The sequence below is a fragment of the Chryseobacterium sp. genome, assembly GCF_022712095.1.
Taxonomy (GTDB): domain Bacteria; phylum Bacteroidota; class Bacteroidia; order Flavobacteriales; family Weeksellaceae; genus Chryseobacterium.
On sequence record NZ_JALAHD010000119.1, the window covers coordinates 1 to 9,112 of the forward strand.

Below are 9,112 nucleotides of genomic sequence, written 5' to 3' on the forward strand. Positions count from 1 at the left end.
TATTAAAATTTAAATTTTAATACGGATTGAGTAATTAATTTGATTATTTTTTAATTAAAATTTCTTATTATTTATTTTTAATGAAATAAATATAATTTATAACCTTTAAACTTGTTCTTTTTATTACATTTGATAAGCAAATGAATATGGAGATGAACAAAATACTAAAAAATAATCCTGATAATTTTTCAGAAAACTATGGGCTTTATCAGCCTGAATTTGAATTTGATTCCTGTGGTGTCGGTTTTGTGGCTAATATTAAAGGAGTCAAAACTTATAAAATAATAAGTGATGCTATTACTATGCTCGAAAATATGGAGCATCGTGGTGCTACCGGATATGAAAGTAATACAGGTGATGGGGCCGGTATTCAGATTCAGATTCCCCATGAGCTTCTCTATGATGAAGCTTTAAATTATGGAATAGACTTACCTGAACCGGGATATTACGGTTTAGGAATGATATTTTTTCCTCAGAATAATTTTATACGCGAAGAATGTAAAGAGGTCATTGCTCAATCTGCAGAGAAGCTGAATCTTAAAATATTAGGCTATCGTCCTGTGCCGGTGAGTAATATTGAATTGGGTAATCTGGCAAAAAGTGTAGAACCGGTAATGGAAATGCTTTTTATAGAACGTCCATTTGATATTGAAAGTGAAAAAGATTTTGAAAGAAAGCTTTTTGTTTTTAAAAACTATATTTCTCATCAGAGCACAAGCGTAACCAATAATGATCCTATTGGTTTTTATGTGGCCTCATTCTCCTGTAAAAAACTTATTTATAAAGGGCAACTGAGAAGTATTCAGATCAGAAATTACTTTAAAGACCTGACCAATCCTAAAATCAGATCAGCTTTCGGGATGGTACATTCCCGTTTTGCAACCAATACTTCTCCCACTTGGAGTTTAGCACAGCCATTTCGGTTTTTGGCCCATAATGGTGAAATTAATACTATTGGGGGAAACCTGAACTGGTTGAAATCTTCTGAGAAAATATTTAAAAGTCAGCTTTTTACTCCCCAGGAAATGGATATGATTCTTCCGCTAACGAAGCCCGGACAGTCTGACTCTTCCTATCTGGATAATATGGTGGAGTTGCTTTATCATGCGGGGAGATCACTTCCTCATACAATGATGATGCTGATTCCGGAAGCATGGGACGGACATGAACAGATGGAACAATACAAAAAAGATTTCTATGAATTTCATGCCTGTTTAATGGAGCCTTGGGATGGACCGGCTTCCATTTCCTTTACGGATGGAGATATTATAGGAGCCACTTTAGATAGAAACGGTCTCCGCCCTTCAAGATATTGTGTCACTTCTGATGATCTGGTTATCATGGCTTCCGAATCAGGAGCTTTGCCGGTAGACCCTAAAAAAGTAATCAAAAGATGTCGCCTTCAGCCTGGAAAAATGTTTCTGGTAGATATGAAAAAAGGGACTATCATAAAAGATGATGAACTCAAAAAAGAAATATGTACTTCACAGCCTTACAGAGAATGGCTGGATAAAATGAGAATTGAAATCAATGAGTTGCCTGATCCTAAAATCCGTTTCAATAAACTCCAGACGGATGATATCTTCAAATACCAGAAGGCATTTGGATATTCAAGAGAAGATCTAAATGTAGTAGTGAAAGAAATGGCATCCAAAGGAAAAGAGCCGATAGGTTCCATGGGATTTGATAGTCCTTTGGCCGTGTTGAGTGAAAAGCCGCAGCATTTGAGTTCCTATTTCAAACAATTATTTGCCCAGGTTACCAATCCGCCAATAGATCCGATCCGAGAAAAACTGGTGATGTCATTGACAACCATTATCGGAGGAAATGGGAATCTCCTGGAAGAAGATAAAAGTTTTGCACATTCCATTAAACTGGAAAATCCTATTCTGAATAATCAACAGCTTGAAAAACTGAGAAGTGTTGACACCGGAAAATTTCAATCCAAAACTATTTATACTTATTTTAATGCTAATGGAAAAGAAGGAAATTTAAAGAAAGCAATTGACCGTATTTGCAGGTATGCTGTAGATGCTGTAGATGCTGGCTTTGAGGTGATTATACTGTCCGATCGTTCACTGGACTCTCAGCATGCTGCAATTCCGTCATTGCTGGCCTGTTCGGCGGTACACCATCACCTGATAAGAAAAGGTGTGCGTAGAAAAATCGGATTGGTGATGGAGGTTGGTGATGTTTGGGAAGTTCATCATTTTGCTGCTTTATTGGGGTTCGGAGCTACGGCAATTAACCCTTATCTTGCTTTGGCGAGTATACGGCAGATGTTTCATGAGGGAGAATTCGGGGAGGAGGAAGATTTGGAAAAACTAAGAAATAATTATAAAAAAGCAGTGGGTGACGGACTGCTGAAGATTTTCTCAAAAATGGGGATTTCGACATTGCAGTCTTATCATGGGGCTCAGATTTTTGAGATTATCGGACTGAATAAATTAATTGTCAATACCTGTTTTACCGGTGCTGTTTCCCGTATTGAAGGAATTGGTTTTGATGAAATTGCAAAAGAAGCATTGGTAAAACATATGGATGCTTTCGGAGAAGAGGTGATTAAAGATATCTTAGATACGGGAGGTGTTTATCAGTGGCGGAACAACAGTGAATACCACCAGTTTAATCCACAGTCAGTACACTTGTTACAGCAGGCTGCTTGGAATAATGATTACCATACTTTTAAGAAGTATTCCAGAGTGGTCAATCAGCAGATGGGAAAAGCTTCGTTGTTAAGAGGCTTACTGGAATTTAAAAATGACAGAGCTTCGATTCCTCTTGAAGAAGTGGAACCTGTTGAAAATATCATGAAAAGGTTTGCGACCGGAGCCATGTCCTTTGGTTCTATTTCCTGGGAAGCTCATACAACGTTGGCTATTGCAATGAATAGGATTGGAGCTAAAAGTAATACGGGAGAAGGTGGAGAAGATGAGAACAGATATATACTTAATGAAAATGGTGACAGCCTAAGATCATCCATAAAGCAGATCGCATCTGGAAGATTTGGAGTAACGGCAAGATATTTAGCCGAAGCAGATGAAATCCAGATTAAAATGGCTCAGGGTGCTAAACCCGGAGAAGGCGGTCAGCTGCCGGGCGATAAAGTAGATACATGGATTGGTAAAACGCGGCATTCTACGCCGGGAGTAGGGTTGATTTCTCCACCACCACATCATGATATTTATTCTATTGAAGATCTGGCCCAGCTTATTTTTGATTTGAAAAATGCCAATCGCCATGCCCGGATTTCAGTGAAGCTGGTTTCAAAAGCAGGAGTAGGGACCATTGCTTCTGGGGTGGCAAAGGCAAAAGCAGATCATATTCTGATTTCAGGGTATGACGGTGGTACCGGTGCCTCACCATTAAGCTCTGTCCGGCACACGGGATTACCCTGGGAACTTGGGTTGGCAGAAGCCCATCAGACATTGATTAAAAATAAACTAAGACAAAGAGTGACTCTTCAGGTAGATGGCCAGGTGAAAACCGGACGGGATTTAGCTATTGCTACTTTATTGGGTGCAGAAGAATGGGGAATTGCCACATCAGCTCTTATTGTGGAAGGATGTATTTTAATGAGAAAATGTCATTTGAATACCTGTCCCGTAGGAGTGGCTACCCAAAATGAAGAGCTTAGGAAAAAGTTTAAAGGAAAACCTGAACACCTTGTCAATTACTTCACGTTTCTTGCAATGGAAGTCAGGGAGATTATGGCTAATTTGGGTTTCAGGACCATTGATGAAATGGTGGGACAATCCCAATGTCTTGAAAAAAAGCCTCAAATCAATTTCTGGAAACATCAGCATATAGATGTAAGCAGAATTCTCCAGAAAGTAGAAACTGATCTTCCGGTTATTAAATCTGAGGAGCAGGATCATGGACTTGATGATTCCATTTCATGGAAAATGCTGAAAGAAGCAAAAGAGGCACTCCAAAATAATATAAAAACACAAGCTCACTTTGACATAAAAAATACAGACAGGGCTGTGGGTACCATACTTTCTCATGAACTAACTAAAATATATCAGTCAGAGGGGATGAAAGAAGATTCTCTTAAGTTTAGTTTTAAAGGAACTGCAGGGCAGAGTTTCGGAGCATTTTGTAATAAGGGAATCACAATGGTACTGGAAGGTGATGCCAATGATTATGTAGGGAAAGGACTTTCAGGTGCTAAGCTGACTGTTTTTCCGGATAAAGAAGCCATTATTAAAGCTGATGAAAATAGTATTGTCGGGAATGTTGCCTTATATGGAGCGACTTCCGGAAAAGTATTTATCAATGGAATGGCGGGAGAGCGGTTTGCTGTCCGTAATTCCGGAGCTACTGCGGTAGTGGAAGGAATTGGAGATCACGGATGTGAATATATGACCGGTGGAATTGTTTTGGTACTGGGCAGTGTAGGAAGAAATTTCGGTGCAGGAATGAGTGGAGGTCTTGCGTATGTATGGGATGTTCAGAAGACCTTGGAACAAAATTTTAACCCGGATATGGCTGATCTGGAAGAAATCACAGAAGATGATAAAGCATTGATTTCAGGTCTTGTCCGTGAACATTTTGAAAATACGGGAAGTAAACTTGGAGAATATCTGCTGAGTGACTGGGAAAACAGCTTGAAATACTTTATAAAAGTATATCCGAGAGAATATAAGAAAGCAATAGAAAATCAGGTAAATGTGATGAAATAATGGGAAAGACAGATGGATTTTTAATATACGAAAGAGAATTTCCTTCCAAATTGAAGGTAGAAGACAGGATAAAGAATTATGATGAATTTGTTCAAAGGCTTTCAGATAATGCTTTAAATCAACAGGCTGCAAGATGTATGGATTGCGGTATCCCTTTTTGCCAGAGTGGCTGTCCGCTGGGAAATCTTATCCCGGAATTTAACCATGCAGTGTATCAGAGACAATGGGAAAAAGCTTATCATATTTTGATATCGACCAATAACTTTCCAGAGTTTACCGGACGGATTTGTCCTGCTCCATGTGAAAGTTCCTGTGTTTTGAGCATTAATAGTAAAGCTGTGACTATTGAAGAAATTGAAAAAAATATTATTGAAATTGCTTTTGAACAGGGATTTGCAATACCGAAGATACCGCAATTCAGGACAGGGAAAAGAGTAGCGGTTATCGGCTCAGGTCCGGCAGGTCTGGCGGCTGCTTATCAATTGAATCAATTAGGACATTCAGTTACGGTTTTTGAAAGAGATCCGGAAATAGGCGGGTTGCTGAGATTTGGAATTCCTGATTTTAAGCTGGATAAAAATATTGTAGAACGTCGTGTTCAATGGATGAAAGAAGAAGGGGTAGAATTCTGCACCAATGTGAATGTAGGTGTTGATTATTCTGTAGAGCAATTGAACCGGAATTTTGAGGCTATAGTTTTAGCAACCGGAAGTACTGTTCCTAAGGATTTGATAATTCCTAATCGGGATGCTAAAGGAATTCATTTTGCTATGGATTTCCTCAAACAAAGTAATAAGAGAGTCAGCGGAATTCCTTTTGAGGAAGAGGAGATCAGTGCTAAAGGAAAAAAAGTCGTTGTAATAGGAGGAGGTGATACAGGCTCTGATTGTATAGGGACGTCTAATCGCCAAGGTGCAGAGGTGGTGTATCAGATTTATTATAAACCGATGCAGCCTACAGAAAGGGATGAAACTATGCCTTGGCCTACCTATCCCGCTTTACTACAGGTCACTTCATCCCATGAAGAAGGCTGTGATCGCATGTGGTCTGTTAATTCTAAGGAATTTGTGAAAGATGAAAATGGGAATTTAATTGGAGTTCGCCTCGTGGAAGCAGAATGGGCAAAAGATTCCGATGAAGGGAAATGGAATTTATATACAGAAAAGCCCGGTTCGGAATTTATACTGGAGTGTGACCTTGTTTTTATTGCATTGGGATATACACATGTAGAGCATACGGGATTGGTGGAAGCGTTGGATATTCATTTGGACCCCAAAGGAAATCTGATTGGAAATAATCAGGAGTATAAAACCAATCAGGAGAAAGTATTTTCCTGTGGTGATGCCAGAAAAGGACAAAGTCTTGTGGTCTGGGCAATTGCTGAAGGAAGACAATGTGCCGAAAAGGTCAATGAATTCTTAAAGGCAGGAGCTTAAATAGGAAATAAATCTGATTTAATATACCGATCGGCATAGGATTTTATTCTGTGTCGATTTCTTTTTTCCATTTTTTGATCTGACTTCTGAAAGTTTTAAAAGGAGCGACAGTATTGATATGAATCCATTTCCATAAAGGCCATTTTGCTGATGTGGTGGCCCATTTTCTTTGTTGAGGCAGGAAAAGGGTATCATGATCAAGTTTTTCGATCCATAGCAGGATCTCTTTTACCTGACGATTAAGTATTTCCCTTTGCTGGCTTAAACTGTTAACTCCGAAAGTTTCATAAAAAGACTGATAAAGTCCTCCAAGATTATTCCATTTGTATTCGGAAGTTGGAGTTTTTACTTCAATACCTTTCTGCTCATCAGATTCCCACTGTAAAAGTAGGCTTGTCCAGCCGATCTGGTAGGAAATATTCTGAGAAGGAGTTTTCGCAATACCTGCTTTTAATACATCTTTCAGACTTTCATCAATCTCATCAAATTCCTCATCATAAAGTGTATATCGTTTCTTTATTTCCTTGATAAGTTCTGTTTTATCCAGATATTGAGTCATGTTTTATTTTTCTGTTTTTAGATAAGTCCTTATTTATTTTCTCAATCGGCTGAAAGAAAACATTAAATAGAAGAAAAACGGAAGAATAAATAATGATCCTAAGATGAGAGCCCAGCCAAGTGCAGCAATTGTTTTAGGAGCAGCAGCTTCTGTAAATAAAGAAAGCTGACCTCCATTTCCTAATAATATAATATTGGGGTTATGCTGATAAGTAGCGGCAATAAGAATCATAACAATCTGAAACCCTGCCAATACTCTTACCGGCGTTAACTTTCTTTCTTTCATACAATAGAAAATAAGGCCTAATGCAATAGTGGCGAAAGTAACCGATATAATTCCTAATGGTTTTGAGAATACCCATGTCAGAAGGGGAATTTCAGAAAAATGAGCTGTCAAGAAAACAAATATTCCGGTAATAACGACAAAGATCATTGTTTGTTTTGATTTTCTTATCATAAGAGAAAGTTCGTCTTTGGTTTTTGTTTCCCGTAAGGAAAATATAGAAGCAAGATAAGCGCAAAGGGCTACGGTAAATAAACCTACGGCTATTCCAAACCAGTTCAGCCAGCTGAAAATATAAAGATTTAAAAAACCTTTTGCATCAGGGTTAATGGATCCTGAAATGGTAGCTGCAGCAATTAAGCCCAGAAAGAAAGGAGTTAAAAGACTCGCATAATAAAAAATATGGGTATACAGAATCTGCCAGTCATCTTTCACAGCATCATAATGCCTGAAAGTAAAAGCAGTTCCTCTCGCAATAATCCCGAGGAGCATCAATACCAACGGAATATGAAGATAAGTGGATAAGGTTGTGTAGATTCCGGGAAATCCTACGAAAAGGATAACAATAGCGATAATAAGCCACATATGATTGGCCTCCCATACAGGAGCTATGGATTCATACATGATCTCATTAGTTTTATGGCGTGCTTTTCTGTTGGTGAAAAGCTCTACGATTCCTGCTCCGAAATCCGCCCCGCCTAAGATTATATATAAACAGATGGATAGCCAGAGAAAGCCTATAACTATATAAATCATGATTTTTTGTTTTTATCATTAAACTGAATATCGGTTGGGTCATACAGTTTCGGAACCATTTTAATCTGTCTTTTCATTAAGAAGATGATAATTAAAGAAAGAGATACGAAAATGGCAGTAAAGAAATAAAATGAATACTGAATGCCCGGCATCGGGGTAACTGCATCTATTGTTCTCATAATTCCGTAGATGATCCATGGCTGTCTTCCTACTTCTGTTACTGTCCATCCGGCTTCTAAAGCAATATATCCGAAAGGAGTAGCTATGAAAAAGGTTTTAAGCAGCCAGTTTTTATGGAGCCATTCTTTCCTGAAGAAAAATGCATAGAGATAAACAGCCCCGATGCAGATCACTACAACTCCGAAAAAGATCATTATTTGAAAAGCATAATGAGTCACCGCTATAGGTGGCCATTCATCTTTTGGAAAATCTTTCAGTCCCTTTACTTCAGAATTGAAGTTATTACTCACCAGAAAACTGAGAAGTTTCGGAATCTTGATAGCATATTTTACTTCTTCTTTTTTTTCATCCGGAATACCGCCAATTATAAAGGTAGCTCCTTTTTCTGTCTCAAAATGAGCCTCCATAGCCGCGAGTTTTATAGGCTGCCTTGCAGCTACGGATTTAGCTGCAATATCTCCACTTAACGGAGCTCCAAATGCACCAATAAGAGCAAATCCGGCTGCAATTCTAAAAGCCTTAGTATGAAATTCTACATTTTTCTTTTTCATAATCAGAAAAGCATGAACCCCTGCCACGGCAAATCCGGTAGCGCAGAAAGCTGCTACAATCATGTGTAAAGCCTGTGGAAACCATGCGTCATTAAACATAGCTTTTATAGGGTCGATATTCACGTATTGTCCATTGATGTAATCAAAACCGGCAGGAGAATTCATCCAGGCATTGGCGGCAACAACCAGAATTCCTGATGCTAATCCGGTAAGCCCTACGAGAAATCCGCAAAACCAGTGAAACCATTTATTAAATCGGTTCCATCCGTAAAGAAAAAAACCGATTGCAATAGCTTCAATAAAAAATGCAGTTCCTTCCAAGGAAAAAGGCATCCCGAAAATAGGCCCGGCATGTTTCATGAATTCGGGCCAGAGAAGTCCCAGTTCAAAGGAAAGCATTGTTCCGGAAACGGCACCGGTAGCAAAAAGAATAGCTACTCCTTTGCTCCATGCTTTAGTGAGACCTTTGTATATTTCGTTATTTGTTTTTAAGTATTTCCAGTGAGCAAATGCCATCAGAAAAGGCATAACCATTCCTACGCAGGCAAAAATGATGTGGAACCCCAATGATATAGCCATCTGAGCACGGGCAGCAATGAAATCGTCCATAAAATCAATTTTGATCAGATAAATTTAGGGATAAATTATTAAGTAGGGATATGA

At 38.6% G+C, this 9,112-nt stretch carries 5 protein-coding genes; 2 read left to right on the forward strand and 3 right to left on the reverse strand.

The genetic code is table 11. The features are described from left to right. Positions 1-152: 152 nt before the first annotated feature. Together gltB and Q0A18_RS05995 are read left to right on the forward strand one after the other, a co-directional pair. Positions 153-4,685, forward strand: a complete 4,533-nt coding sequence (gltB, locus tag Q0A18_RS05990; protein ID WP_292009245.1) for a glutamate synthase large subunit — start codon at positions 153-155, stop codon at positions 4,683-4,685. Beyond that, a complete protein-coding gene (locus Q0A18_RS05995; protein WP_292009246.1) occupies positions 4,685-6,121 on the forward strand; it encodes a glutamate synthase subunit beta in 1,437 nt (478 codons plus the stop codon). Before gltB ends, Q0A18_RS05995 begins: the two co-directional genes overlap by 1 nt. Positions 6,122-6,164: 43 nt before the next feature. On the opposite strand, the gene Q0A18_RS06000 is transcribed toward Q0A18_RS05995, so the two are convergent. The 3 genes from Q0A18_RS06000 to Q0A18_RS06010 are packed head-to-tail and all read right to left on the reverse strand — an operon-like array spanning position 6,165 to position 9,058. Beyond that, complete coding sequence (locus Q0A18_RS06000) at positions 6,165-6,680, reverse strand: ClbS/DfsB family four-helix bundle protein (protein ID WP_292009247.1); 516 nt, start codon at positions 6,678-6,680, stop codon at positions 6,165-6,167. Between the two features lie 33 nt (positions 6,681-6,713). Continuing rightward, the gene (locus Q0A18_RS06005) at positions 6,714-7,718 is read right to left on the reverse strand and encodes a cytochrome d ubiquinol oxidase subunit II (protein ID WP_292009248.1); all 1,005 of its coding nucleotides are present in this window, start codon (positions 7,716-7,718) and stop codon (positions 6,714-6,716) included. Beyond that, complete coding sequence (locus Q0A18_RS06010) at positions 7,715-9,058, reverse strand: cytochrome ubiquinol oxidase subunit I (protein ID WP_292009249.1); 1,344 nt, start codon at positions 9,056-9,058, stop codon at positions 7,715-7,717. Before Q0A18_RS06010 ends, Q0A18_RS06005 begins: the two co-directional genes overlap by 4 nt. Positions 9,059-9,112 lie beyond the last annotated feature (54 nt).